A 26554-nucleotide genomic window follows, 5' to 3' on the forward strand; every position below is an offset into this window, starting at 1 on the left:
TCCGTTCCTTCTCCTCGTGATGGCGGCCGCCCCTAGTCGACGGTCGTGTCGCGCACACTGGAGAGAGCATCGCGCAGCACTCCATCTTCGGCGGCGAGGCGCGCCAGCGCGAGTTGGGGATCGACTCCGGTCAGGGTGACGAGGATCGCGGCCTTCACCTGGCCGTCGACGGCGGCGAGGGCCGCGGATGCCGCGGAGGCATCCACCCCCGTCGCCTGCATGACGATGCGCTCGGCGCGCGCGCGGAGCTTCGCATTGGTGGCCTGCACGTCGACCATGAGGTTGCCGTGCACCTTGCCGAGCCGCACCATCGCGATCGTCGAGATCGCGTTGAGCACGAGTTTCTGCGCGGTACCGCCCTTCAGCCGGGTGGAGCCGGCGACGATCTCGGGGCCGACGACGGTCTCGATCGCCAGGTCGGCGGCCTCGCCGATCGCCGAGTTCTCGTTGCAGGCGAAGCCGATGCTGAGCGCGCCGACCCGCTTGGCGTACTCGATGGCGCCGAGCACGTAGGGCGTGCGCCCCGATGCCGAGATGCCGATGAACGCGTCGCCGGGTCCGAGCGCGATCGCCTCGAGGTCGGCGGCGCCGAGCGCCGTGTCGTCCTCGGCGTTCTCGACGGCCGAACGGAGCGCCCCCTCGCCGCCCGCGATCAGCCCGACCACGAGCGCGGGATCGGTGCCGAAGGTCGGCGGGATCTCGCTCGCGTCGAGCACGCCCATGCGGCCCGCGGTGCCGGCGCCGGCGTACACCAGGCGGCCGCCGCCGCGCAGGCGCGCGACGATCGCGTCGACGGCGGCGGCGATCTGCGGGGCCGCCTCGGTGACCGCCGCGACGGCCAGGGCGCTCTCGGCCTGCATCGCGGCGAGCTGCGCCTCGGTCGAGAGAAGGTCGAATCCGGCGTGCGCGTCGTTGACCTGCTCGGTCGAGAGTTCGCCGAGCAGCTCGCGCAGCGCGCGATGCTCGGCCGACTGCTGCGGTGCGTGACCGCTCATGGTGTTGCTCCCCCGTCGGTGCGGTGTTCGATGGTGCGGTGTTCGATGGTGATGGATGCCACGCCGGCGATCGGTGCGGGCAGCTCGAGCGGCTCGGGCCCGGGCGAGAACCGCCCGAGCACGCGAGCGGCTCGAGGCCCCGAGCCGAGGTCGATCGGCACGCCGTGCAGGCTGCAGTACCCGAGGAGCGCGAACATGAGCGACTCCTTGAACGCCGGGTCGAGCCCCCGCGCGGCGCTCGACTCGACGGCGATGCCGCGGGCGGTCGCGTGCTCGGCGATGCCGGCCAGCAGCACCGGGTTCAGAGCTCCGCCGCCCGAGCAGATGAGCGTCGCCGGCACCGCGTCGGCGAGCGCATCGACGACCGTGCGCGCGGTGAGCTCGGTGAGGGTCGCGACGAGGTCGGCGACGGGCAGCGCATCTCCCACCTCGGCCCCGCCGGCCCCGCCGGCCCCGTCTTCGCCGAACACCGCGGCGACCGCCGCATCGACGACCCCGAGATCGAAGGTCTCACGGCCCGTCGTCTTGGGCGGCGGGGCCGCGAAGTACGGATGCGCGAGCAGTGCGGCGAGGAGCCCCTCGTGCACCCGCCCGGCGGCGGCGAGCCGCCCGCCGTCGTCGAAGCCCTGCGCGCCCGCAGAGTGTCGGTCGACCACGGCGTCGATGAGGCAATTGCCGGGGCCCGTGTCGAACGCGGTCACGGTGCCGTCGGCGGCGACGAGCTGCACGTTCGCGATGCCGCCGAGGTTCACGGTCGCGATCGCGCGCCCGGCGGCGCGGACCTCGTCGCCCAGCCAGAGCCGGTCGAAGAAGGCCATGAGCGGGGCGCCCTCGCCGCCTGCAGCGATGTCGGCCATGCGCACGTCGGAGAGGACGGGTGCGCCCGCTCGCTCGGCGATCCACGCGGGCTCCCCGAGCTGCAGGGTGCCGCGGGCGTGCCCCCCTTCGACCCAGTGATGCACGGTCTGGCCGTGCGAGACGATGAGTTCGGGCGTCGCGCCCGATGCATGGATGCCGCGTGCCGCCGCCTCGGCGAAGGCTTGGCCGAGCTCCGTCGTGAGCCTGGTCCACCCGCCCGCGTCGAGCGCCTCCCCGGCCGCGACCGCCAGGATCCGCGCCCGGAGCGCGGGCTCCCATTCGGCGGTCTCGCTGTGCACGACCGAGATGCGCACCCGAGCGGGTTGAGGAGGGAGCGAAGCGACCGTCTCGAACCCCCCACCCCCGACCGGCGCGATCTCGACGACGGCGACGTCGATGCCGTCGGCCGAGGTGCCCGATTGCAGGGAGAGCACGATCACGCGCCCGCCCCCGACTCGAGCAGTTCGCTCGCGACCTCGGCGGCGAGTCGGCTCGCGGCACGGGTGTGCAGCGTCGGCAGGGGCAGGTGCTCGCCCGGAAGGCCGGTGTCGACGACCACGGCATCGGGGCGAAGCGCCGCGATGCCGGCCACGCGGTCGCGCTGCGGCCCGGGTGCGCCGACGGCGTCGACGATCACGACGAGCGAGCCGTTGACCGGAACTGCGGCGTCCCCGCGCAGCACCTCGCCGCCGGCGGCCAGCACCCGCTCGACATAATCGGCGTCGCTGTCGACGGCGAGCGTCGAGCGCCCGCGCACGTCGAGCACCGCGCGCGCCCCGGGCAGTGCCGGAATCTCGGCGTCCACGGTGATCGCCTCGCGGGCGACCCGGCGCGGGTCGAGAGGCATCCGCTCACTCGACGGAACCTCGGCGAGCGAGACTGCGAGCCGCCGCACCCGCTCGGCGGCGCGTTCGACGGTCGCGATCTCGAGCGTTCCGTCGTCGAGCGCGGCGAAGATCGCCTGCTGGACCTCGCGGAAGTCGCGCACGTCCTGATCGGCGGCGGCCGCCGCACCCTGGTTCGTCGGGTTCGAGATGCAGAGCAGGTCGGCCCCGGCCCGGAGCGCCTGCACGGCCCCCGGCCCCGCACCGACCGATTCGCGCACCGCCGCCATGTCGAGCGCGTCGGTGATGATGACGCCCTCGAAGCCGAGCCCGCGCAGGTGGGCGAGCGCGATCGGGTTCAGCGTCGCCGGTGCGGCGCCCCACTCGGGCACGATGATGTGCGCCGTCATGACGGCGGCGACGCCCGCGGCGATCGCCGCGCGGAACGGCGGCAGGTGCATGCGCTCGAGCTCGTCGAGCGAGATCGTCAGCTCGGGCATCGCGTGGTGCGAGTCGAGGTGCGTGTCGCCGTGCCCGGGGAAGTGCTTCACGCACGCGGCCGCGCCGGCACGCTGGATGCCGCGGAGCTGCGCCACGGCGTGACGTGAGACGAGCTCGGGGTCGGAGCCGAAGGAGCGCACGCCGATGACCGGGTTGCGCGGGTCGGTGTTCACGTCGGCGACCGGCCCGAGCACCACGTTCGCCCCGACGGCGATCGACCGGTCGGCGAGCCGTTCGCCCACCGCCTCGGTCGCCGCGAGGTCGTCGACGAAGCCGAGCTGCGCCGCGCCGGGCAGCGTCGAGCCCAGGGCTGCGTCGACGCGGGTGACGTTGCCGCCCTCCTCGTCGATGCCGATGAGCAGCGGGTGGGCGAAGTCCGCTGGTCGAGGAGCGGCCGACGCCGGGTTTCGAGACGGTCGCTGCGCTCCCTCCTCAACCCGCACACCGCGAGACGGCCGCTGCGCTCCCTCCTCAACCCGCACACCGCGAGACGGTCGCTGCGCTCCCTCCTCAACCCGCACACCGCGAGACGGTCGCTGCGCTCCCTCCTCGACCCGCTGAGGGACGTACAGGTTGTGCGCGAAGAGCACGACCCCCGCGAGCCCGTCGTCGAGCTCGCGGCGAAGCCAGTCCGGAATGCTCCGGCCGAGGAAGCCCGGCCAGAGCACTCCGCCCACCAACCCCCTGATGGCGGGATCGTCCGCGGCGGTCACCCCTTCACCGCGCCGGCCACGAGGCCGCTCGACAAGCGACGCTGGACGATGACGAAGAAGATCATGACCGGGATCGTGATGATCGTGGAGGCGGCCATGATGTAGCCCCACTCGTTCGAGTGCTCGCCGAAGAACTGCTTGAGGCCGATCGCGACCGTGTAGTTCTCGGTCGCCCCGCCGAGCAGGGTCATGGCGAAGATGAACTCGTTCCACGCGGTGATGAACGAGAACACGCTCGTCGCGACGAGTCCGGGCATGACGAGGGGCAGCAGCACCGATCGGAACATCCGGCCCCAGCTGGCGCCGTCGATGTACGCGGCCTCCTCGAGCTCGACGGGCACCGCGGCGACGAAGCCGCGCAGCATCCAGATGCCGAAGGGAAGCGACAGCGCGACGTAGACGACCATGAGGCCGAGCAGCGTGTTCAGCAACTGGAGGTCGCGCACCTGCACGAACAGCGGGATGACGAGCGCCTCGAGCGGCACCATCTGCACGATGAGGATCATGAGGAGCATCGCCGTGCGGAACTTGAAGCGGAAGCGCGCCACCGCGACCGAGGCGAGGAGCGCGAGCAGGGCGCTCGCGAGCACCGTCACCACCGCGACGATCGCCGAGTTCCGGAGGAACACGTCGAACCCGCCCTCGGTGAGCACGTACTCGAAGTTCGACAGCGACCACTCGCGGGGCAGGATCTGCTGCCCGCCCGCGCCGGCCTGCGCATCGAAGGCGCTCGAGAGCATCCAGAACGCGGGGAAGAGCGTGAAGCCGAGCAGCAGCACGACGAGCACCGCCTTGCCGCCCGCGATGCGCACCTTGCGCCCCGACTTGCGGCCCTTGCGCAGCTGCGCGATATCGGCGGATGCCTCGGAGCGGGTGCTGCGCGAGGCATCCGACCGCTCATTCGTGGTGACGGTGCTCACAGCTCCTCCTCCTTCAGCATGGTGCGCACGTACACGACGGTGATGCCGAGCAGTACGAGGGTGAGCAGCACGGCGATCGCCGAGCCGAAGCCGTAGCGGTTCTGGCCGAACGACTCGACGTACGACCAGACGCCGAGGTTCAGCGCCTCGCGGTTCGAACCGGCGCCGCCGGGCATGAGGTAGACCTGCGCGAACACCTTGAAGTCCCAGATGGTCGACAGGATGATGACGACCGCGAAGACCTGCTTCAGGTTCGGCACGATGATGCGCCAGAAGCGGCGCCAGGGTCCGGCGCCGTCCATCTCCGCCGCCTCGAGCATCTCCTTCGGCACGCCGAGAAGGCCCGCGAGGATCGTGATGGCGACGAACGGGAAGCCGTGGTGGATGACGTTGAGGAGGACGATGCCGTAGAACGTGTAGCGGTTGGTGAACCAGTTGACGGGCTCGTCCTGGAGGCCGAGAGCCTGGAGGGTCTCGTTGACGATGCCGCGGTCGGCGTCGAAGATCCAGATCCAGACGTAGGTGCCGGTGACCGCGGGCATCGCCCAGGCGATCATGATGGCGCTGCCGACGACGGTGCGCCAGAAGCTGCCGAGGCTCGCCATGAGCACCGCGACGGCGGTACCGAGGGCGACGGTGCCGGCGACGGCGAACACCGCGAAGCCGACCGTGTTCGGCAGCACGACGGTGTAGAGCTCGGGGCTCGTGAAGATCTCGCCGTAGTTGGCGAGGCCGATCCAGTTCGGCTCGCCCGAGACGATCTCGCGCAGGCCGTAGTCCTGGAGGGAGAAGAGGAGCACTCGCACGAGCGGCCACAGGAGCAGCACGGCGAGCACCGCGAGCGCGGGGGCGAGCAGGAGCCAGGGGCGGCTCCGAGTGAGGAGGGTCTTGCGGGCGGCCCCGCCGGCCGCGCGGGGAGCCGAAGCTCCCGGCGCGGCCGTCGGAACCTGAAGGGTGTTCGACACGAGGTCAGCCGTTCATGATCTCGTCCATCTCCGCGGCGGCGTCGGTGAGCGCCTGCTCGACCGACTTCTGCCCGGAGAGGATCGCCTGGATGGCGGTGTTGGTGGTCTTCTTCGCCTGGACGGCGCCGAACTTCGGGGTCACCGGCGGGGTGCCGCCACCCTCGACCATCTGCTGCGCGAAGGGGCGCACCAGCGGGTCGTCGGAGGCGATCGCCTCGTCGAGGAGCGAGGTCTGACCGGGGAAGTAGCCGGTCTCGTCGCCCCACTGCTTGGCGAAGTCACCCGTGGTCATCAGCTTGATGAACTCCCACGCGAGGTCCTTGTTCTTCGCCGTCTCGAACATCGAGAGGTGCGAGCCGCCGAGCACCGACGGGGCGATGCCGCCGTCCTTGCCGGGGATCGGGGTGGCGGCGAACTTGCCCTCGAGTTCGGCGTTCTTCTCGACGATCGCGGCAGGGGTCCACGAGCCCATCAGGGCCATGGCGACGTTGCCCTGTGCGAAGTTGTCGAGCACGTCGGTCTCCTTCCACGTGGTGGCACCGGCCGACGAGAAGCCGTGCTCGGTCGCGAGGCCCGTGTAGAAGCCGATGCCCTCCTGCGATTCGTCGCCGGCGAGGCCGGAGACCCACTGGTCGCCCTCGAGCGTCGAGACCTCGCCGCCCGCGCCCCAGACCCAGGGGTAGACGCCGAACTCGGCGTCGCCGGGAACGGCGAACGGCATCATGTCGGGGTGAGCGGCCTTGATGGCGTCGCCCGCGGCGACGATTTCGTCCCACGTGGTCGGGGCCTCGAGGCCGAGCTCCTCGAAGATGTCGGAGCGGTAGACGAGCGAGCGGACGCCGGCGTACCAGGGCATGCCGTAGAGCTGGTCGTCGTAGGTGCCCGCGACGACCAGACCCTCGACGAGGTCGGCGGCCAGGTCGTCGCCATCGACGTAGTCGTCGATCGGGGCGAGTGCGCCGGCGTCGGCGAACTCGGCCGTCCAGGTGGTGCCGGTCTCGGCGACGTCGGGCGTGGTGCCGCCCGCGATCGACGTGACGAAGCGGTCGTGGGCGTCGGCCCACTGCACGAACTCGACGTCGAGCTCGGCGCCGGTCTTCTCGGTGAAGGCGTCGGCGACCTCCTCGAAGTAGGCGTCCGAGTCGGGGTTGGTGCCTTCCATGATCCAGACGGTGAGGGTCTGGCCTTCGGCGTTCGTACCGCCGTCGCCGTTATCGCCGGACGCGCCCGAGCAGGCGGTCAGGCCGAGCGCGGCGGCGACGCCGAGCGCGGCGATCGGGAGGAAGCGCTTGTTCATCAGGGTGGTCTCCTCGTTGAAACTTGTCGTGGGCGCAGGGCCCTGGCTGTGATTCTCTGGACAGACGTGATCCGCGAACAGATCGACTCTCTGGAAGTAGTATTCGGGAATGGCGCGAAGATTGCAAGAAACTTCCGAACGATCGGAAGTCGTGCTCGGCATCGACGTGGGCGGCACCGGTGGCCGGGCCGCCCTCGAGCCGCTTGCAGCCCCCTTCGGGGCGGAACGCGTGCTGCTCGGCGGACCGCCGGTGACCATCGCGTCGGGCGGGAGTTCGGCGCTCGTCGTGACACGGGCGCTCGTCGACGAGGCGCGCGCCGCGGTGCAGGCGTCACGGCCGGGTTCCCGCATCGTCGCGGTCGCGATCGGCGCGACCGGCGTCGCCTCCCTCGTCACGAATCCGGCCGCGTCGCTCGCGGCCCTGTCGTCGGCGGCCGACGGGGCGCCGGTGGCGCTCGCGATCGATGCGGTGACGGCGCATCTCGGCGCGCTCGAGGGCGAGCCCGGCGCGGTCGTCGCGGTCGGCACCGGCACGATCGCGCTCGGCACCGATCTGCACGAGGTCTGGCGGCGCGTCGGGGGCTGGGGGCACCTCTACGACGACCGCGGCTCGGGCGCATGGATCGGGATCGAAGCACTGAAGGCCGCGATCCAGACCCACGACGGCGTCACCGCGGATGCCTCGGCGCTGCTCTCGGCGGCGGAGTCGCGCTTCGGGCCGGCGCCGAGCTGGCCCGCCCAGCTCTACACCCGCGACGATCGCGGCTCGGTGCTCGCGGGGTTCGCCGCGGATGTCGCGGGGCTCGCCGCGCTCGGCGACCCCGTCGCCGCACGGATCATGGCGTCGGCCGGCACCCTCGTCGCCGGCACCCTCGCGGCAGCCCTCGATCCCGCACTTCCCCCGCGCGCCGCGGGCGTCGGCGGGGTGTTCGCCGCCGGCGGCGAGTTCACGGCGGCGTTCAGGGCGGAGTTCGCCCGCCTCGCCCCCGACGCCTCGCTCGTCGTCGCACGGGCGACGCCGCTCGACGGCGCCGTGCGGCTCGCACGGCTCCTCGCCGCCGGCGAGGTGCCCGCGGGGCATCCGCCGTTCCTCTGGCGTTGAGCGCGCGGGCGGGCGGTGGATCCGCCTCGTAGCGCTGCCCGCTGCCCGCCGCGTGCCCCTGGTGCTGCCGGCGCTGGCGCTGGCGCTGGCGCTGGCGCTGGCGCTGGCGCTGGCGCTGGCGCTGGCGCTGGCGCTGGCGCTGGCGCTGGCGCTGGCGAGGGTATTTCCATTTCGAGCTGTGCCAGTTCCCCCTCATCGCGAGGGGCGGCCCAGGGGAAACGTACGCAGCTTGAACGGCGGATGGATCTGCGATCGGTTCCATTTCGAGCTGTGGAGATCGACTGGGAGCGGGTCTCGTTCGGGCGCCATGGGTTTCGATCCCGCGATGAGGGGGAACTGGCACAGCCGATTTGGCCAAGCCGACGCGCCGCGGAGGTGCCTCGGTCGGACGCCGAGAGTTCGTTCGTCGTCAGCAGCCGGGCGCGGCGGAGTTCGCTCGGCAGTCGTCCGTCGTGAGCACGGTGTCGACCTCGCCGACGAGCACCTGCTGCGGCTCGCCCGCGACGGCGAGGGTGCCGGCGATGGCCTGCCACGCGGATCCGCCGAAGCGGTACTCCGCGGCGAGCGCGACCTCGAGCGTCACCGTGTACTCGCCCGGCTCGGCGTAGACGTGGCTCGTCTCGGTCGGGCTGAACTCGCGGAGTCCGAGCCGCTCCCAGCTCGCGCCCGATGTCGAACTCGTCACGGTGGTGCCGTCGCTGTGCACCCACCGGAATCCGACCGGCGTGAACCGCACCTCCGCCCGCCGGCCGAGTAGTGTTCCGGCCACGACCTCCGCCGGGGCGTCGGCAACGAAGTTTGCCGGAAGCCCCGCGACCGCCCAGCCGCCGGGCTCCATCTCATTGCCCGGCTTCGCCGGCCGGAACGAGGCGATGTCCCGCAGCGTGATCGTGGTGGGCGCACCGGGCGGCGCCGGCGCGGGCGTCGCCTCGGCGCGTTCGCACGTCACCAGGAAATTCGCGTCGCACAGCCGCGCCCAGTCGTCGCCTGACCAGACGTCGGCCTCGCCGGGTGGTGGGGCTGGTTCAGCAGGTGCACTATCGCTCTCTGCGCCGCCTGACTCTTCTCCACGGCCGTCCCCTTCTTGCTCCGCACCCAGCCGGACACCTCCATCGTCGATGAGACTCTCAACTGTGCAACTCCCTGCAATAATGTCCGCCTTGCTGCACGGTGCTGTATTTGCCCATGCCGCGCCCTCGGGTAACCACCACATCAACAAGAGGACAACCGCGACACCTATGCCAGACAGTAGTTTTCGCGTTCCCATAGATCTCTCCGACTGACCTTTAGGCCGTCGCCTGACTCGCCTGTTGCGACGACCGTGTACGGGACATCCGTGACTCGACCTCTTTTCACAATGGATACGCCAGCTTCGTCAAGGAGATCCAATTCCGCGATGTCGTCGCAAACGTAGATCGTTACCGTTGCCGTTTCACTCTGCTCAACCGATTGCAGCTCTTGAACCGTGAAAGTTGCATCGCCCTGAGTGCGAATTTTCTCATCAGCGAACTCTCTGGCGGCCGCTTCTTCGTCCTGCAGCGCCTGCCCGATCGCAACACTCATCAATCGATCAGCACCACGGCCTCCGTCATTGCTCACTGCGGTCGAGACATCCAAGAAGCGCTCGTACGCCTCGACTGCGGCGGCGAGGGCCTCCTCGTCGGAGGCGAAGATGGGCGACTCGCTCGCGGGCGGCGTCGGCTCGGGCGAGGGCTCGGCCGCGGGCGTGCACGCACTCAGCACGAGGGACAGCGCGCCTGCTGCGGCCAGCGCGGCGACGCGCGTGCTCGGGATCGACATGGGGTCCACGATAAGTGAGCGGCGCACCCGATCGGGTCGGTTATCCACAGGGGTAGCGCACGGGCTCCCGGCAAGGTCTGTACCGAAGTACCGAAGTACCGAAGTACCGGGCTCCTTGGCGGGGAACATCGATTTCCGCGCGGTGGACTCGACCGAGACATCCACCCTCAGCCATGAAGCCGCCCTCAGTCGCCTCGATTTCGCCCTCGGTGAACGCCATGGGTCGGATGACCCGGCGCGCTTGATTCCTGATCAGCACCGTGTTTGGCTGTAACGCTGCAATGTCGGACGGGGGTGCGACGATGCAGTTCGGGCGGAGGAGACACCATCTCCGCATCGGTCGAGCGCGCACGAATGCGCCGCGGCCGAGGCATCCGCTGTTTCGCCGATTCCTGGAGATCACATGCTCGGAAGACTCCTACTCAAATATCTCAAGCCCTACTGGTTGCTCCTCGTCGGCGTTCTGGTGTTCCAGTTCGCCTCGGCCATCGCGACCTTCAACCTGCCCAGCCTGAACGCCGACATCATCGACAACGGCGTCTCGAAGGGCGACACCGACTACATCTGGTCGACCGGCATGCTGATGCTCGCCATCTCGCTCGGTCAGATCACCGCGTCGATCATCGCCACCTACTTCGCAGCGAAGGCCGCGATGCAGGCCGGCCGCGACATCCGCGACGACGTCTTCGAGCGCGTCTCGAGCTTCTCCGAGCGCGAGGTGTCGAAGTTCGGCCCGGGCTCGCTCATCACCCGCAACACGAACGACGTGCAGCAGGTGCAGATGCTCGCGATGATGGGCGCCACGTTCCTCGTGACCGCCCCGATCCTCGCGGTCGGCGGCATCATCATGGCGCTCCGGCAGAACGTCGAACTCTCGTGGCTCATCGCGGTCGCCGTTCCGGTGCTCCTCCTCATCGCGGTCGTGGTCATCAGCCGCATGGTGCCGCTCTTCCGCAGCTACCAGCACAAGCTCGACAACGTGAACCGCATCATGCGCGAGCAGCTCACGGGCATCCGTGTGGTGCGCGCGTTCGTGCGCGAGCCCATCGAAGAAGCGCGCTTCAGCGGGGCGAACACCGACATCATGGTGATCGGCCGCAAGGTCGGCTCGCTGTTCGTGCTGCTGTTCCCGTTGTTCATGCTCGTGCTCAACGTCACCGTCGTCGGCGTCGTCTGGTTCGGCGCGATCGAGGTCGACGCGGGCACCGTGCAGATCGGCACGCTGTTCGCGTTCATGCAGTACGTGATGCTCATCCTCACCGGCGTGCTCATGGCGAGCTTCATGACGATCATGATCCCCCGCGCCGCGGTCTCCGCCGAGCGCATCAGCGAGGTGCTCGACGCCGACACGTCGCTCATGCGCCCGGCGAACCCGATCACCGAGTTCCCGGCGCCCGGCACGATCGAGTTCACCGACGCCGAGTTCACCTACCCGGGCGCCGAGCACCCGGTGCTCTCGGGCATCACCTTCGGGGCCGCCCCCGGCGAGACCGTCGCGATCGTCGGCTCGACCGGCGCGGGCAAGACGACGCTGGTCTCGCTCATCCCCCGCCTGTTCGACGTGACCGGCGGCAGCGTGAAGGTCGGCGGCGTCGACGTGCGCGAGGTCGACCTCGAGCATCTGTGGGCGACGATCGGCCTCGTGCCGCAGCGACCGTTCCTGTTCACCGGCACCGTGGCATCCAACCTGCGATTCGGTCGTGAGGATGCCACCGACGACGAGCTGTGGCACGCGCTCGAGATCGCCCAGGGCCGCGACTTCGTCGCGGAGATGGAGGGCGGGCTCAACGCGAAGATCTCGCAGGGCGGCACCAACGTGTCGGGCGGCCAGCGGCAGCGGCTCGCGATCGCCCGCGCGATCGTGCACAACCCCGGCATCCTCGTCTTCGACGACTCGTTCTCGGCGCTCGACCTCACGACCGACGCCAGACTCAGGCAAGCACTCTGGAGGGAGTTGCCGAACGTGACGAAGATCGTGGTCGCGCAGCGCGTCTCGACCATCACCGACGCCGACCGCATCGTCGTGCTCGACGACGGTGGCATCGTCGGCCTCGGCACCCACGACGAGCTGCTCGCCACGAGCGAGACGTATCGCGAGATCGTCGAATCCCAGCTCGGAGTGGAGGCCGGCGCATGAGCTCCCGCACAGCAGACGCGAACAAGAAGGCCAAGCCCGAACCCGAGCTCACCGAAGAGGAGCGCCTCGAGATCGAGCTCGGCGAGCAGGCGCGCATCAACGCCGACGACTGGTCGGGCGCGGTCGCGCCCGGCAAGGCGAAGAACTTCGGCCAGAGCTTCGGCCGACTCGTCGGCCTCCTGAAGCCGCACGCCTTCGCGTTCGTCTTCGTCTCCATCCTCGGCGCCCTCGGCGTCGTGCTCACCGTACTCGCGCCGAAGGTGCTCGGCGAGGCGACGAACCTCGTCTTCGAGGGCGCCGCCTCCAGCGCGCTGGGGCAGCAGTTCCCCGCCGGCACCTCGCAGGAGCAGGTCGTCGAGGCGCTGCGCGCCGCCGGCCAGACCGACTTCGCGAACATGGTCGCCGCGATGGAGAACTTCCAGGTCGGGGCGGGCGTCGACTTCGTGCGGCTCAGCCAGGTCGTGATCCTCGTGCTCGGGCTGTACTTCCTCGCCTCGGTGCTCACCTGGCTGCAGGGCTACGTCATCAACGTCATCATGGTGAAGACGATGTACCGCCTGCGCGAGTCGGTCGAGGCGAAGATCAACCGCCTGCCGCTCAGCTACTTCGACAAGGTGCAGCGCGGCGAGCTGATCTCGCGCGTCACGAACGACATCGACAACATCACCCAGACGATGCAGCAGTCGCTCTCGACCGTGGTCACCTCGGTGCTCACCGTCGTCGGCGTGCTCATCATGATGTTCTCGATCTCGTGGCAGCTCTCGCTCGTCGCCCTCGTGTCACTGCCGCTCATGGCCGTGATCTTCGGCATCATCGGGCCGAAGTCGCAGAAGGCCTTCGGCATCCAGTGGCGCAAGGTCGGGCGGCTCAACGCCCGGGTCGAAGAGTCGTTCTCGGGCCATGCACTCGTCAAGGTCTTCGGTCGCGAAGAGACCTCGCGCGCGGCGTTCAAGGCCGAGAACCAGGAGCTCTACGAGGCCAGCTTCAAGGCGCAGTTCCTCTCGGGCATCATCATGCCCGGCATGATGTTCATCGGAAACCTCACCTACGTGGGCATCGCCGTGCTCGGCGGCCTCATGGTCGCGAGCGGCCAGCTGCGACTGGGCGACGTGCAGGCGTTCATCATGTACTCGCAGCAGTTCACCCAGCCCCTCTCGGAGCTCGGCGGCATGGCGGCGGTCGTGCAGTCGGGCACCGCCTCGGCCGAGCGCGTCTTCGAACTGCTCGACGAAGACGAGCAGGAGCCCGACGCGAAGAACGCCCCGGCACCGGTGGACGGTGACGGCACGATCGTGTTCGACCACGTGGCGTTCTCGTACTCGCCCGAGCACCCGCTGATCACCGACCTGTCGTTCCGGGTCGAGCCCGGGCAGACGGTCGCGATCGTCGGCCCGACCGGCGCCGGCAAGACGACGCTCGTGAACCTCATCATGCGGTTCTACGAGCTCGACGGCGGGCGCATCCTGCTCAACGGCCAGAACATCGCCGAGCTCACCCGTCGCGACGTGCGGGCGAAGACCGGCATGGTGCTGCAAGATCCGTGGCTGTTCGCCGGCTCGATCCGCGAGAACATCCGGTACGGACGCCAGACGGCGACCGACGACGAGGTGCTCGCCGCGGCGAAGGCGACCTACGTCGATCGCTTCGTGCACTCGCTGCCCGACGGCTACGACACGAAGCTCGACGAAGACGCCTCGAACGTGTCGGCGGGTGAGAAGCAGCTCATCACGATCGCCCGCGCGTTCGTGGCCCAGCCGAGCGTGCTCATCCTCGACGAGGCGACGAGCTCGGTCGACACCCGCACCGAGCTGCTGCTGCAGCACGCGATGGCCGCGCTCCGCCAGGGTCGCACCTCGTTCGTGATCGCGCACCGTCTCTCGACGATCCGCGACGCCGACCTCATCCTCGTGATGGAGCACGGCGACATCGTCGAGCAGGGCGACCACGAGCAGCTCATCGCCGCGAAGGGCGCGTACTACCGCCTCTACAACTCGCAGTTCGAGCAGGCGGCGACCGACCTCGACGCCGAGCAGGCGCTCGGCGACGGAACGGTCGTCACCGCGTCCGACGCCGAGCCGCAGGCGGGTCTTCTGAAGGGCATCGAAGCGGAGATGGCCGACGAGATCGAGTAGTCCGAACACGGCGACACGATGAGCGGGTGCCCCACGGGGCATCCGCTCATCATGTCTTGCGCCGCGTCGCGGAGGGGGAGAATGGAACGGTGACGCTCCTTCCCCAGCCGGTCCGCCCGTGGCGGTTATGGCTGGTCTGGGGCGTCAGCGTCGCCGCGTACGTCGTCTCGGTGACGAACCGCACCTCCCTGTCGGCGGTCGGCGCCGACGCGGCGGTCAGGTTCGACGCGGATGCCTCGACGCTGTCGATGTTCGCGGTGATCCAGCTGGCCGTGTACGGCGGCATGCAGATCCCGGTCGGGATCCTGCTCGACCGTTTCGGAGCGCGCCCGATCGTCTCGGCCGGCATGGCGCTCATGGCGTCGGGCCAGCTCGTGATGGCGCTGTCGACCGATGTCGGCACCGCGATCATCGCGCGCGTGCTGCTCGGTGCGGGCGATGCCGCGATCTTCCCGAGCGTGCTGCGTGTCGTCGCGACCTGGTTCCCGCAGCAGCGCGCGCCGCTCATGGTCCAACTCACCGGCATCCTCGGGCAGACGGGGCAGCTCCTCGCGCTTCTCCCGATGGCGGCGCTCCTGCACGCGACGAGCTGGACGGTCGCGTTCGGCAGCCTCGCCGGCCTCGGCGTGCTCTTCACGATCCTGACGTTCGCGATCGTGCGCAACCACCCGCCGACGAGCGATGCGGATGTCTCGGTGAACACCGAGACCGGAGCGATCGCCGTCGTCCGCTCCTCGGCCGACCTGCGCCAGGGGTTCCGCGAGTCGTGGGGGCACCCGGGCACCCGGCTCGCGTTCTGGTCGCACTTCACGACGCCGTTCGCGGGCACGGCGTTCGTGATGCTCTGGGGGTTCCCGTTCCTGACCGCGGGTGAGGGGTTGACGCCCGCGATGGCGTCGCTCGTGCTCAGCGCGTTCGTCGTGTTCGGCATGCTCGTCGGCCCGGTGATGGGGGCGCTCTCGAGCCGGCACCCGCTGCGCCGCTCGCGCATGCTGGTGCTGCCGACCATCGCCATCCAGGCGGTCGTCTGGCTCGTCGTCATCGCCTGGCCGGGCCCCGCCCCGCTGTGGTTGCTGTTCGCGCTCGCGCTCGCGCTCGCGACCGGCGGGCCGGCGTCGATGATCGCCTTCGATCACGCCCGCACCCACAACCCGAGCCACCGGCTCAGCACCGCCACGGGCATCGTCAACGGCGGCGGGTTCATCGCCGGGCTCATCGCGATCTTCCTGATCGGAGTGGCGATGGATGCGCAGGGCGCCGGAACCCCCGAGACGTACTCGCTCGAGGCGTTCCGTCTCGCGTTCCTCATGCAGGTGCCGCTGTGGATGGTGGGGACGGCCTTCATCGTCGTCGAGCGGCGGCGCACGCGCGTGCGGATGGGGCTCGACGAGCCGCGGCGGCGTCGGGGAGGTCGCGACCGCGATCCGGACTGACGCACAAGAAAGCCCTTGGCGAGCAATCCTCAAGATCATCTTGACAGCCGAGCGCGGGTCGCGGAAAGCTATGCCCTAGGGTCCGCAGAGAGCGCCAGGGGCGTGATGATCAGGCCGTCGCACGACGAGGTCATCACGATCCGACCTCGGCCGAGAGACGGGCCGAAGGAGTCCGCTCATGCCCGGAAACCGCTCCATTCGCACTCGCGTCGGCTTCGTCGTCGCCGCATTCGCGTTGACGCTCACGATGCTGAGTCCCGTCGGCGCCAGCGCCGCCGAGGACGACGGCGCACTCGACATGTACACGGCCGAGGTCAGCGGGACGGAAGCCGCCGAGCTCGCCGCGGCCGGGTTCGACGTCACGAACCGCACGGTCACCGAATCCGGTGTGACCGTCGACCTCGTCCTCACGGCCGGCGAGGCGAAGGGCCTCAAGGCCCGCGGTCTCGACGTCGCGGTCAAGAAGAACAAGGACGGCAAGTCCGCCCGTCAGCTGGCGGCCGAGCAGGCCGCGTCGGGCTACAACGTCTGGCGATCCTGGGACGAGGACGGCGGCATCCGCGACGAGCTCTACCGACTCGCGTCCGAGAACCCGCAGTTGGTCAAGCTCGTAGTGCTCGGTCACACCTACGAGGGTCGCGAGATCATCGCGTTGAAGCTGACCCAGGGTGCGAGGGGCATCGCCGACGGGGCCCGACCTGGCGTGCTGCACAGTTCGACCCAGCACGCTCGCGAGTGGATCTCCACAGAGGTCAATCGCAGGCTCGCGAACTGGTACATCGACCGGTGGCGGGCCAACGACAAGGAGATCCGGGACCTGCTGCGCAACAACGAGATGTGGTTCGTCGTCGTGGCCAACCCCGACGGCTACCAGTACACGTTCGACCACGAGCGGCTCTGGCGCAAGAACCTGCGCGACAACGACGGCGACGGCAAGATCACGCGCGCCGACGGGGTCGACCCCAACCGCAATTACCCCGAGCACTTCGGCTACGACGAGGAAGGCTCGTCGTCGCAGATCTCGAGCGACACCTATCGCGGCCCATCGGCAGGATCCGAACCCGAGACGCAGGCGATGATCTCGCTGTTCGACCGCGCCGACTTCTCGTTCCAGATCAACTACCACTCGTTCGGGCAGTGGCTGCTGTACGCAGAGGGCTGGCAGACCGGAACGCCGACCGCCGATGACCCGATCTACTCGACGCTGTCCGGCAACCGCGACAACCCGGCCATCCCCGACTTCGAGCCGGGACTGTCGTCGGACGTGCTGTACGTGACCAACGGCGAGACGACCGATTACGCCCACGCCCAGCGGGGCGCGCTCGCCTGGACGCCCGAGCTCGGCGAAGGCCTTCCGGCCGGGGGCGGGTTCGTGTTCCCCGACGACGAGGCGCAGGTGCAGGCGGAGTTCGAGCGCATCCTGCCGTTCTCACTCGACGTCGCGAAATCCGCGGCGAACCCCACCGAACCCGTGTCGCACCTCGGCCTCGAGACGAAGCCCTTCTACCTGGAGAGCGATGACACGTACAAGGCGGGCCTGCCGCTCGCGGACTTCACGTTCGACTACTCCTACGGCGACCCGCAGGAGGTGCGCGTCATCGCACGGCGCAGCCTGGGCGACGTCACGCTGAACTACTCGATCAACGGAGACCCCGCGGTGAGCGTGACCACCGAAGAGTGGGCCGGCGGCGACCGCTACGGCGGCACGACGGGCGTGCACTACCGGATCATGAGCGGTGTCGTCACGGGAACCGAACCGGGCGACGAGGTCGAGGTCTGGTTCGAAGGCGGCGGCGAGACCAGCGACTCGTTCACGTACCAGGCCGTCGAGGAGTCCGGCGACGACGTGCTGATCATGGCCGCCGAGGACTACACGGGCGCCTCTCCGGTGCAGGCCGGCGGACCGAACCACCTCGGCTACTACCAGGACGCGCTCGATGCGAACGGGACCGGATATGACGTCTACGACGTCGACGCGCGGGCCCGGACGGCTCCCGACGCCCTGGGGGTGCTCTCGCACTACGACGCCGTCATCTGGTACACCGGCGAGGACCTCGTCACCCGCGAACCCGGCTGGGCCGGCGGCAACGCCTCCCGACTGGCGATGGACAACACCCTCGAGATCCGCGACTTCCTCAACGAGGGCGGCCAGGTGCTCTACACCGGAAAGTACGCCGGCACCCAGTATGCGGCCGCGGGTCTCGCCGGCAACCAGTTGTACGACCCGACGGCGGCGAATGCACCGTGCCGCACGAGCGAAGGCATCCTCGAGCGGTGCCGGCCGCTCGGCGGGTCGGGCGACGGTATGAACGACACGCTGCAGTACTGGCTCGGCGCCTATCTCATCGTCGACGATGCCGGCACGGCCGAGGACGGAAGCCTCCTCGACGCCCTCGGCGTCGACTCCCCGTTCACCGGCATCGACTGGAGCTTCAACGGTGCCGACAGTGCCGACAACCAGGACCACAGCAACTCGTTCATCACGACGAGCGGCATCCTCGACCCGGCGGTGTACCCGCAGTTCGAGAGCTGGGTCGCCGGCAGGTGGGATCGCGAGGGCGGACCGTTCGAGCCGCGCACCGGTGAGGCGTACGCGTACTCGCAGATCGGCGACGTGTCGTACAAGCGCTTGACGAACACGATCGATGTGCCGGCCGGCGGCGCCACGATGTCCTTCTGGACGTCGTACGACACCGAAGCCGATTGGGACCACGTGGCCGTCGAGGCCCGCACCGCGGGCGGGGGCGACTGGACGACGCTCGAGGATCTCAACGGGAACACGACGCAGAGCACCGGGGAGAGCTGTCCGGCGGGCTGGAACGAACTCCACCCCCAGGTGGACTTCTACCAGACGTTCGTCGATGACACGAGCTGCACCCCCAGCGGTACCACCGGTGAGTGGTGGGCCGCCTCCGGCAACTCGGGCGGCTGGCAGCAGTGGTCGGTCGACCTGTCGGCGTACGCCGGCGGCTCGGTCGAGCTCTCCATTGCGTACCTCAGCGACTGGTCCAGCCAAGGGCTCGGCGTATTCGTCGATGACATCGAGGTGTCGACGGGCGAGGGCTCGACGTCGTTCGAAGGTGGCGACACCGGCGGATGGGTGATCCCCGGTCCGCCGCCGGGCAGCGCCCCGAACCCGAACGACTTCATCATCACGACGGCCGCCGGGTTCCCCGAGGCGGCGGTCGTGGCGACCCCGGGTTCGCTCATGACCGGCTTCGGCTTCGAGGGCATCTCCGATGCCGCGACTCGAGCCGACTGGATGGGCCGGGCGCTGGATCACCTGCTCGACTGACGCTTCGGCGTCCGAGAAGCGAAGCGAATCGAGGCCAGAGGTTTCGATACGCTTCGCTGGCGCTCCCTCCTCGACCGATGGAGGGTCAGGCGCCGTACCGGGCGGAAGCTCTCCCTAGAACAGCCGACCCTGCGCGACGACCGCGGCGCCCTCGAGTTCGAGCAGTTGCCGCTTGCGCTCGAGGCCGCCCGCGTATCCGGTGAGCGAACCGTCGGCACCGACGACTCGGTGGCACGGCACGATGATGCTGAGCGGATTGCGGCCGACGGCGTTGCCCGCACGTCGCGCCAGGTTGCGGTCGCCGAGGCGCACCGCGAGTTCGCCGTACGTCACGGTCGCGCCGAGCGGGATCTCGCGCAGCATGCCCCACACGAGGTGCTGGAACTCGTCGCCGTCGGGCGCGGTCGGCAGGTCGAACTCGGTTCGTGCACCGGCGAGGTACTCGTCGAGCTCGACGCCGAAGCGGGCGATCAGCCCGTCGACGCGCGCTGCGACTTCGACGCCGATCGTGCCGGCGGCCGGCGGGTGCCAGTGGCCCGGAAAGTAGATGCCGACCAGCGCCTCGCCCTCCGCGACCACGAGCAGCTCGCCGAGCGGCGTCGGCAGGGTGGCGTGGCGGCGGGACATGCCTCCATCCTCCTCCGGAGAAGCCGATGCACATCGCCTTTTCGGCAGCGGGAATCGGACCTCGTCGCGCATTGCTCCGCGACGGAACTCGGAGCCGTGACGGTGATGCGACCTAGGATGGCCGCATGCGTGATCCCCGCCCGGCCGCCGGCATGCGCGTCGACTTCACCGCCGTGATCTACGAGTGGTCGGCCAGGCGCAACTGGTTCTTCGTCGATGTGCCGCCCGAGCCGAGCGCCGACATCTCCGATCGACCGCGGATGCCTCGGGGCTTCGACTCCGCGCGCGTCACCGCGACCGTCGGCGGAACGACGTGGAGCACGTCGATCTTCCCATTGGGCGGCACGTATGCGCTCCCGTTGAAGCGCGCGGTGCTGAAAGCCGAGCAGATCGGCGAGGGCGACGAGATCGAGGTCGAGCTCATCGTGCACGACGACTGATCTACGATTGCTGGATGCCCGAACTCCCCCGCGTCGCCGGCGCGCACCTCGTCGGATCGATCAACCAGCCGAGCGCAGAGGCGACGTTCCGCGTCGTCGCCGCGGAACTCGGCGATGACCTGGCCCGCTTTCCCGACGGCGAGGTCGGCGAGCGGTTCCACTGGATCCTCTTCCAGGGCGCCGCCTTCGACGCGGTCGCCGGACTCAGCCGAGTGCCGATCGATCCGATCGTCGTCGCCGGGTTCGACCTGCGCCCGACCGTGCTCGACGGCACCGTCGAGGCCGGGGCGCTCGCCTTCGGCCCGCTCGGCTATGCCGACGCCGCGGCCGCGAGCTACGCCGACTTCGTGCGCCTGCGCGAGGAGGGCGTCATCGTCGACGGCACCCGTTTCCAGGTGTGTCTGCCGTCGCCGCTCGCACCGATCACGACGTTCGTCGCCCCGACCGATCGCGCCGCCGTGTATCCGGCGTACGCCGCGGCCCTCGCCGGCGAGCTCGACCGCATCGCGGAGCTCGTGTCGGCGCGCGATCTCGCCGTGCAGATCGACCTCGCGACCGAGTTCGCCTATCTCGAGGGCGTGAGCCTCGGCGGCGGCCCGCTCGAGGCGTTCTTCACCGAAGGCGGCGCGGATGCCCCGGCGCTCGTCGCAGCAATCGCCTCGCACGCCGCTGAGCTCGCCGAGCACGTGCCCGACGCGGCGCAGCTCGGATTCCATCTCTGCTACGGCGACGTCGGCGAGAAGCACTTCGTCGAACCGACCGACGCCGGCAAGCTCGTCGCCGTCGCGAACGCGCTGGACGCGAACATCGAGCGCCCGATCGACTGGGTGCACCTTCCCGTGCCGATCGAGCGCACCGACGCCGACTACTTCGCACCGCTCGCCGAGTGGTCACTGCCCGCCGCGACGACCCCCTACCTCGGACTCGTGCACCACGAAGACGGCGTCGAGGGCGCGCTGGCGCGCATCGCCCCGGCCCGCGAGGCCTTCGCCCGCGCAGGAGTGGCGTCGTTCGGCATCGGCACCGAGTGCGGCTTCGGCCGCGGGCCGGCCGAACGCACTGCTGCGTTGCTCGCGCTGCACCACGAGGTGATCGCAGCCGCGACCCTCAGGTAGGCCGTTGACCGACCGCTCACGGCACCCACGGTACCGAAGCGTTACGTCACTGATACGTCAGCGGTATCAGTGACGTAGTGCCTCGCTGAAGTGACTCAACCGACTCGCTGATACCACCGCCATATCAGTGACGTAATGAAGCAGCGATACCACCGGCATATCAGTGACGTAGTCCCGTCAAGCGCGGCGCCCGTCACGACGCCGACAGGTTCGGGGAGCACTCGACCGGTCTTCGAGAGCCGGTAGTCACGCAGCCGCCTACTCGACCACCGGGGTGCTGAGCACGGGGCGGGCGGCGAGCCGCAACGTCACGATCTGGAACGGGCGGAGCTCGAACTCCCACGCATTCGGGCCGGCCGTGGCGAGCGCGACGCCGACGCCGCCGCCGGTCGGGTCGGCTGCGTCGAACGGCCGTTCGAGCAGGTCGGTCGACACTGCTTCCGCATCGAACGACGCCTCGAGCCGCCCGTGCGAACGTGCCCCGTGCGGCTCGTACAGGCGCACGATCACGTCGCCCGAGGCACCCTCGGCGAGCTTCACCGCCTCGACCACCGCACCGGTGACGTCGACGAGCGGGGCGATCGACGAGGCATCCACGCCGTCGATCTCGCGCAGCGGCAAGTTCATACGATAGCCCTCGGCAACCGCGTCGGGGATTCCGGCGCCCGGCATGATCGTGACGCGCAGGTGGTGCTCGCCCTGATCGGCCTCGGGGTCGGGGTAGCGCGGGGCGCGCAGCAGCGAGAGCCGCGCGGTCGTCACGGTCGCGCCGGGGCGCGCGGCGTCGGCGTCGCGGCGGACGTCGTGACCGTAGGTGGAGTCGTTCGCGATCGCGACGCCGTAGCCCGGCTCGCCGACGTGCACCCAGCGGTGGGCGACGGTCTCGAAGCGGGCGGCGTCCCACGAGGTGTTCGCGTGCGTCGGCCGATGGATGTGCCCGAACTGGATCTCGCTCGTCGCCCGCTCGGCGTGCACATCGAGTGGGAAGGCGAGCTTCAGGAGCTTCTGCCGCTCGTGCCAGTCGATCTCGAACTCGAGCTCGAGGGCCCGCGAGTCGGCACCCAGCGACACGGTCTCGACGATGACGGATGCCCCGAAGCGCCGCGTTATCCGCACCGTGACACCGACCTCGATCGACTCCGCCTCGCGCAGCTCGACGACGTTGCGGGCGTAATGGGCGTCGATGTCCCAGGCGTCCCACTGGTTGGGGGTGTCGCGGAAGAGCTGGAGGAGATTTCCGGCGCGGCCCGGCGCGATCGCCTCGCGGCCGAGTCGCCCGTCGGGCTCGCGATGCCGCAGGGAGACGAGCAGCCCCTCGGCGTCGAGCACCGCCTCGAGATGAGCGTTCGCGAGGATGATGCGCTCGCCGATTCGAGTCGCCTCCGCAGGTTGAGGAGCGACGAAGGAGCGTCTCGAAACCCCACCCGTCACCCCCGCAGGTTGGGGAGCGACGAAGGAGCGTCTCGAAACCTCGTCGCTCGCTTGGGCCGGTTTCGAGACGGTCGCTGGCGCTCCCTCCTCAACCCGCTCACTCGAGACGGTCGCCGGCGCTCCCTCCTCAACCCGCTCACTCGAGACCTCGACACCGCCCAGCCCCGGCACCCCCGAGACCGCGTACGGCCCGGCGTTCAGGCGCAGCATCCGATCGCCCGTGCCTGCGAGCGCACGCACCGAGCGCTCGATGACCTCTTCGAGCACCTCGGCGACCTCGGCGTAGCGCCGCTCGGCCTCGCGGTGCACCCAGGCGATCGATGAGCCGGGCAGGATGTCGTGGAACTGCTGCAGCAGCACCGTCTGCCAGGCCTCGTCGAGCTCGGTGCGGGGGTACTGCGCCGCGCCGCGCACCGCGGCCGTCGTCGCCCACAGTTCGGCCTCGCGCAGCAGGTGCTCGCAGCGCCGGTTGCCCCGCTTCGTGCGCGCCTGCGAGGTGTACGTGCCGCGGTGGAACTCGAGGTAGAGCTCGCCCGCCCACACCGGCGGCGCCGGGTACTCGGCCTCCGCTGCCTCGAAGAACTCGCGCGGCGACGACAGCCGCACCTGCGGCGACCCCTCGAGCGAGGCCGCGCGATGCGCCGAGGCGAGCATCTCGCGGGTCGGCCCGCCGCCGCCGTCGCCGTAGCCGAACGGCACGAGCGAGGTGTTCGCGACGCCCTTCTCGGCGTACTGGCGCTCGGCGAGCGCGAGCTCCTCGCCGGTGAGCTCGGCGTTGTACGTGTCGACCGGCGGGAAGTGCGTGAACACCTCGGTGCCGTCGAGCCCCTGCCATCGGAAGGTGTGGTGGGGGAAGCGGTTCGTCTCGTTCCACGAGATCTTCTGGGTGAGGAACCACCGCGACCCCGCCGCGTGCACGAGCTGCGGCAGCGCCGCCGAGTAGCCGAACGAGTCGGGCAGCCACACCTCGAGGGGTTCGACGCCGAACTCCTCCATGAAGAAGCGCTTGCCCGCGACGAACTGGCGCGCGAGCGCCTCGCCGCCCGGCAGATTCGTGTCGGACTCGACCCACATGCCGCCGACCGGCACGAACGAGCCCTCGCGCACGCGCGAGCGCACCCGTTCGAACAGCTCGGGGTAGTCGCGCTTGAGCCAGGCGTACTGCTGCGCCGACGAGGCGGCGAAGACGAATCCGGGATGCTCCGCGATGAGCGCATCGACGTTCGAGAAGGTGCGGGCGACCTTGCGCACCGTCTCGCGCACCGGCCACAGCCAGGCGCTGTCGATGTGCGCGTGGCCGACGGCATGCACGCGGTGCGAACTCGCCCAGGCGGGCGCGGCGAGCACCGGCGCGAGGATGCCGCGGCCCTCCGCCGCGGTTCCCGCGACGTCGTCGGGATCCATCGCGTCGACCATGCGCTCGAGCGCCCGAACGATCTGCGCGCGGCGCGAGGACTCGGCCGGCAGCTGGGCTGCGAGCTGGCGGAGCACCCGCACGTCGTGCAGGAGCTCGTCGACGGTCTCGTCGCGCAGCGCGAGCTCGACCGCGCCGAGCACGTAGAGCGGTTCGTCGCCCGCGGTCTCCCACTCGCCGCGGAGCGTGGGAGCGAAGGTCCAGCCCTGCGAGACGTCGGGGTTCGACGCCGCCTCGAGGTACACCACCGCTGGTTGAGGAGCGCCCGACGAAGGAGGACGCGTCTCGAAACCCGCCCCGATCAACTCGAGCGGCACCGCCCGGTTGCGCGGCTCGACCGCCTTCACGATCGTGCCGTCGGGCCGCCACACGAGCGCCTCGCACTGAAACCCCGGCGTCACCGACGAGAACCCGAGATCGACGACGAGCTCGGGGCGAACCCCAGCTGGTCGAGGAGCGAGCGCAGCGACCGTCTCGACACCCGGTGCGCGGGTCTCGATACGCTGCGCTACTCGACCACCGGAAGACACCGTCACCCGGAACCACGTCGTACCCCACGCGCGCCCCCACGGCGTGCCGGGGAACACGGGCTCGAAGCCCTGCGCCACCGCCTCGGCGAACGGCACCGGCTCCCCCGGGGCATCCCATCGCTCGATCGTCGCGGGCACCCGATCGCGGTATCGTGCGGGCTCGAGCCGTTCGCGCACGAACCGCGCGATGCGCGTCTCGACCAGGGCTGAGTCGTCGTGCATGCGGGCTCCTATCCCTTGACCGCGCCCTGCAGCGCGAACGAACCGCCGATGCCGCGCGAGACGAGCACGTACAGCGCGATGACCGGCAGCGAGTAGAGCAACGAGAAGGCTGCGAGCTCGCCGTAGGCGACGGTGCCGTACTGCCCGAAGAAGCTGTAGATGCTGACCGCGGCGGGCTGCTTCGCCGGGCTCAGCAGCAGGATGAACGGCACGAAGAAGTTTCCCCACGCCTGGATGAACACGAAGATGAACACCACCGCGATGCCCGGCCGCATGAGCGGCACGACGATACGACGCAGCGTGCCCATGGCCGAGGCCCCGTCGACCCAGGCGGCCTCCTCGAGCGAGACGGGCACCGAGTCCATGAAGTTCTTCATCATCCAGATCGCCATCGGCAGGCTCGTCGCCGCCATGAAGAACGTCACCGCGGCAAGGTTGTCGAGGTAGCCGAGCCGCACGAACAGGCTGTACACGGGCACCATGATCGCGGTGATCGGCAGGCACGTGCCGAACAGGATGGCGTAGAGGTAGGGCGTGTTGAACCGCGACCGGTACCGCGACAGCGGGTACGCGGCGAGCACCGCGACGACGACCGTGACGAGGGCCGACCCCGTCGAGAGCAGCGTCGAGTTCCACAGCGGCAGCAGGGTGCCCTCGGGGGTGAGCACGGCGGCGTAGTGGTCGAGCGTCAGCCCCTCGGGCAGCTCGGTGCGTTGGCTCGGGTTCGTGTCGATCGAGGCGAGCACGAGCCAGGCGAGCGGCACGAGGAAGCACACGCCGATGAGGGCGAGGGCCAGGTTTCGAGCGGTGGATGCCACGGCACGGCGCGGCGACGCGAGGCTCACGAGCGGCGCTCCGGGCGGAGCATCCTGATGTACGCGATCGAGAACGCCGCGCCGACGACGATCATGACGACCGCAATCGCAGAACCGTACCCGATCTGCTGGAACTTGAACGCCTCCTGGTAGGCGAAGACCGGCAGCGTCGAGCTCGCCATGCCGGGCCCGCCCTTCGTCATCACCCAGATGAGGGTGAACACGGCGAGGGTCTGCAGGGTGATGAGCATGAGGTTCGTGGCGATCGACGGGCGGATCATCGGGATCGTCACCCACCAGAGGCGCTTCGCGCCGCTCGCGCCGTCGACGACCGCGGCCTCGGTGATCTCTGGCGGCACGTCGTTCAGGGCGGCCTCGTAGACGAGCATCGAGAACGCGGTGCCGCGCCACACGTTCGCGAGGATCACGGCGAGCATCGGGAAGTCGTACAGCCAGTTCGCCCCGTCGATGCCGATCGCGCCGAGCAGTTGGTTGAGCGTGCCGTCGTCGGCGAAGTAGGCGTAGGCGGCGAAGGCCGCGACGATCTCGGGCAGCACCCACGCCGCGACGACCGTCGTGCCGACGACCGCGCGCACCGTGCGATTCGCCTTCGCCATGAGCAGCGCGAGGCCGAGCCCCACGAGGTTCTGCCCGATCACTGCCGAACCGAGCACGAACACGACGGTGAGCAGGAGCGACACGGGGAAGTCGCGGTCGGTGACGAGGTCGACGTAGTTGTCGAGTCCGACCCACTGCGGCTCGCGGGCCGAACGGCCCGTGAGGGCGGTGTCGGTGAACGAGATGACGACGGCCCAGATCACCGGGCCCGCCATGAACAGGGCGAGCAGCACGATCGACGGGGCGATCGGCAGCAGGCGTGCGATCGATCGCCGCCCCGCCCGAGGGGGTCGCCGGCCGGCGCGGGAGTTCGGGTCTTCCCGCGTCGGCCGGTCGCCTTCGATCGGGGGCGACGAGACCGCGACCATCC

19 protein-coding genes are annotated in these 26554 nt (G+C 69.9%); 7 read left to right on the forward strand and 12 right to left on the reverse strand.

Features of this window, described 5'->3' with window-relative positions; translation table 11 throughout:
• Nucleotides 1–32: 32 nt before the first annotated feature.
• The 6 genes from murQ to H516_RS0104730 form a co-directional block, all read right to left on the reverse strand.
• A complete protein-coding gene (gene murQ / locus H516_RS0104705; protein ID WP_022888565.1) occupies nucleotides 33–995 on the reverse strand; it encodes an N-acetylmuramic acid 6-phosphate etherase in 963 nt (320 codons plus the stop codon).
• A complete protein-coding gene (locus tag H516_RS0104710) occupies nucleotides 992–2293 on the reverse strand; it encodes an anhydro-N-acetylmuramic acid kinase (protein WP_022888566.1) in 1302 nt (433 codons plus the stop codon). The genes murQ and H516_RS0104710 overlap by 4 nt, the downstream gene beginning before the upstream one ends.
• Nucleotides 2290–3891: a glycoside hydrolase family 3 protein gene (locus H516_RS18350; RefSeq protein WP_157432145.1), complete on the reverse strand. Its 1602-nt coding sequence runs from the start codon at nucleotides 3889–3891 to the stop codon at nucleotides 2290–2292. Before H516_RS18350 ends, H516_RS0104710 begins: the two co-directional genes overlap by 4 nt.
• Nucleotides 3888–4703, reverse strand: coding sequence for a carbohydrate ABC transporter permease (locus H516_RS0104720; protein WP_425393474.1), 816 nt, complete (start codon nucleotides 4701–4703; stop codon nucleotides 3888–3890). The genes H516_RS18350 and H516_RS0104720 overlap by 4 nt, the downstream gene beginning before the upstream one ends.
• A 104-nt stretch (nucleotides 4704–4807) precedes the next feature.
• Complete coding sequence (locus tag H516_RS0104725) at nucleotides 4808–5776, reverse strand: carbohydrate ABC transporter permease (RefSeq protein ID WP_022888569.1); 969 nt, start codon at nucleotides 5774–5776, stop codon at nucleotides 4808–4810.
• 4 nt (nucleotides 5777–5780) lie between these two features.
• The gene (locus H516_RS0104730) at nucleotides 5781–7073 is read right to left on the reverse strand and encodes a sugar ABC transporter substrate-binding protein (protein ID WP_022888570.1); all 1293 of its coding nucleotides are present in this window, start codon (nucleotides 7071–7073) and stop codon (nucleotides 5781–5783) included.
• Between the two features lie 151 nt (nucleotides 7074–7224).
• On the opposite strand from H516_RS0104730, the gene H516_RS20880 reads away from it, so the two are divergent.
• Nucleotides 7225–8175, forward strand: a complete 951-nt coding sequence (locus tag H516_RS20880) for an N-acetylglucosamine kinase (RefSeq protein ID WP_051138704.1) — start codon at nucleotides 7225–7227, stop codon at nucleotides 8173–8175.
• A gap of 409 nt (nucleotides 8176–8584) precedes the next feature.
• On the opposite strand, the gene H516_RS18360 is transcribed toward H516_RS20880, so the two are convergent.
• Nucleotides 8585–9124 (reverse strand): PKD domain-containing protein, encoded by a 540-nt coding sequence (locus H516_RS18360; RefSeq protein ID WP_022888572.1) that lies wholly within the window; start codon nucleotides 9122–9124, stop codon nucleotides 8585–8587.
• Nucleotides 9125–9411: 287 nt separating this feature from the next.
• Nucleotides 9412–9975 carry a hypothetical protein gene (locus H516_RS21170; protein WP_157432146.1) on the reverse strand — a complete coding sequence of 188 codons (564 nt, stop codon included), beginning with the start codon at nucleotides 9973–9975 and terminating at the stop codon, nucleotides 9412–9414.
• Nucleotides 9976–10378: 403 nt separating this feature from the next.
• On the opposite strand from H516_RS21170, the gene H516_RS0104750 reads away from it, so the two are divergent.
• The 4 genes from H516_RS0104750 (at nucleotide 10379) to H516_RS0104765 (ending at nucleotide 18972) form a co-directional block, all read left to right on the forward strand.
• The gene (locus tag H516_RS0104750) at nucleotides 10379–12112 is read left to right on the forward strand and encodes an ABC transporter ATP-binding protein (protein WP_022888574.1); all 1734 of its coding nucleotides are present in this window, start codon (nucleotides 10379–10381) and stop codon (nucleotides 12110–12112) included.
• Nucleotides 12109–14244, forward strand: a complete 2136-nt coding sequence (locus tag H516_RS18370; protein WP_022888575.1) for an ABC transporter ATP-binding protein — start codon at nucleotides 12109–12111, stop codon at nucleotides 14242–14244. Before H516_RS0104750 ends, H516_RS18370 begins: the two co-directional genes overlap by 4 nt.
• An 89-nt stretch (nucleotides 14245–14333) precedes the next feature.
• The gene (locus H516_RS0104760; protein ID WP_022888576.1) at nucleotides 14334–15677 is read left to right on the forward strand and encodes an MFS transporter; all 1344 of its coding nucleotides are present in this window, start codon (nucleotides 14334–14336) and stop codon (nucleotides 15675–15677) included.
• A gap of 178 nt (nucleotides 15678–15855) precedes the next feature.
• The gene (locus H516_RS0104765) at nucleotides 15856–18972 is read left to right on the forward strand and encodes a M14 family metallopeptidase (RefSeq protein ID WP_022888577.1); all 3117 of its coding nucleotides are present in this window, start codon (nucleotides 15856–15858) and stop codon (nucleotides 18970–18972) included.
• A gap of 114 nt (nucleotides 18973–19086) precedes the next feature.
• Here the strand turns inward: H516_RS0104765 and H516_RS0104770 are convergent, their stop codons facing one another.
• Nucleotides 19087–19599, reverse strand: a complete 513-nt coding sequence (locus tag H516_RS0104770; RefSeq protein ID WP_022888578.1) for a methylated-DNA--[protein]-cysteine S-methyltransferase — start codon at nucleotides 19597–19599, stop codon at nucleotides 19087–19089.
• A gap of 125 nt (nucleotides 19600–19724) precedes the next feature.
• Between H516_RS0104770 and H516_RS0104775 the strand changes: the two genes are divergently transcribed.
• Together H516_RS0104775 and H516_RS0104780 are read left to right on the forward strand one after the other, a co-directional pair.
• Nucleotides 19725–20039 (forward strand): DUF1905 domain-containing protein, encoded by a 315-nt coding sequence (locus tag H516_RS0104775; RefSeq protein ID WP_022888579.1) that lies wholly within the window; start codon nucleotides 19725–19727, stop codon nucleotides 20037–20039.
• A gap of 14 nt (nucleotides 20040–20053) precedes the next feature.
• On the forward strand, nucleotides 20054–21154 hold the full coding sequence (locus tag H516_RS0104780; protein WP_022888580.1) for a hypothetical protein: 1101 nt from the start codon (nucleotides 20054–20056) through the stop codon (nucleotides 21152–21154).
• A 258-nt stretch (nucleotides 21155–21412) separates the two neighbouring features.
• On the opposite strand, the gene H516_RS22335 is transcribed toward H516_RS0104780, so the two are convergent.
• From H516_RS22335 to H516_RS0104795, 3 genes are read right to left on the reverse strand one after another with little or no spacing between them, the layout of a single operon-like run.
• Nucleotides 21413–24751 carry an alpha-mannosidase gene (locus H516_RS22335; protein ID WP_022888581.1) on the reverse strand — a complete coding sequence of 1113 codons (3339 nt, stop codon included), beginning with the start codon at nucleotides 24749–24751 and terminating at the stop codon, nucleotides 21413–21415.
• 8 nt (nucleotides 24752–24759) lie between these two features.
• Nucleotides 24760–25596 (reverse strand): carbohydrate ABC transporter permease, encoded by an 837-nt coding sequence (locus H516_RS0104790; RefSeq protein WP_022888582.1) that lies wholly within the window; start codon nucleotides 25594–25596, stop codon nucleotides 24760–24762.
• Nucleotides 25593–26552, reverse strand: coding sequence for a carbohydrate ABC transporter permease (locus tag H516_RS0104795; RefSeq protein ID WP_022888583.1), 960 nt, complete (start codon nucleotides 26550–26552; stop codon nucleotides 25593–25595). Before H516_RS0104795 ends, H516_RS0104790 begins: the two co-directional genes overlap by 4 nt.
• Nucleotides 26553–26554 lie beyond the last annotated feature (2 nt).

Source organism: Agromyces italicus DSM 16388 (genome assembly GCF_000421545.1).
GTDB classification, from domain to species: Bacteria; Actinomycetota; Actinomycetes; order Actinomycetales; family Microbacteriaceae; genus Agromyces; species Agromyces italicus.